The organism is Candidatus Symbiopectobacterium sp. NZEC135 (assembly GCF_025962695.1).
In genome coordinates, this window is the sequence record NZ_JAGFPF010001271.1 from 1 (window position 1) to 629 (window position 629).

Below are 629 nucleotides of genomic sequence, written 5' to 3' on the forward strand. Positions count from 1 at the left end.
GACGGAAATAATATCGGCAATTTTTTGTGAGCTGCCGCTGATCGTACTCATGGTCTTGATCACGCCGTTGACGATATCACCGCCTTCATTGGCGGTCTGTGAAGCGTTCTTCGCGACCAGACTGGCCTGATTAGCGTTATCCGCATTCTGTTTCACCACCGCGCTCAATTGTTCCATGCTGGCGGCGGTTTGTTCTAACGCAGACGCCTGCTCTTCGGTGCGCGATGAAAGATCGGTGTTGCCCGACGCAATTTCCCCGGCGCTGCGGTAAATTTCTTCAGCGCTGCCGCGAATATCCGATACGGTCTTCACCCAATTGCCTTGCATTTGCTGAACGAAAGGAGCCAGCCTGCCGACACAGTTTCTCCCCATCTGCTCCAAGGGCGTATGCAAAATGCCTTCTGCCAACACTTGCAGATGCTGCTGAATGCGCTCCAACGGGCGCACCACGAACGCCGCCAGGTAGCGATCGGTCAGTACCACAATGACTGCGCCCACGGCCAGCGCGGCAATCAGGATACGTTTGCACCACTCAACCCAACCACTAATACGTTGCTGCGCCTGCTCTTTTAAACCGGCGATAACCGCGTTGTATTTATCGATAGCCGTAGTGAAATCACGACGCAGTT

1 pseudogene is annotated in these 629 nt (G+C 54.4%); it reads right to left on the reverse strand.

What is annotated here, in order from left to right:
• Positions 1 to 629: pseudogene (locus tag J5224_RS33775) on the reverse strand (methyl-accepting chemotaxis protein); the annotation flags it as partial.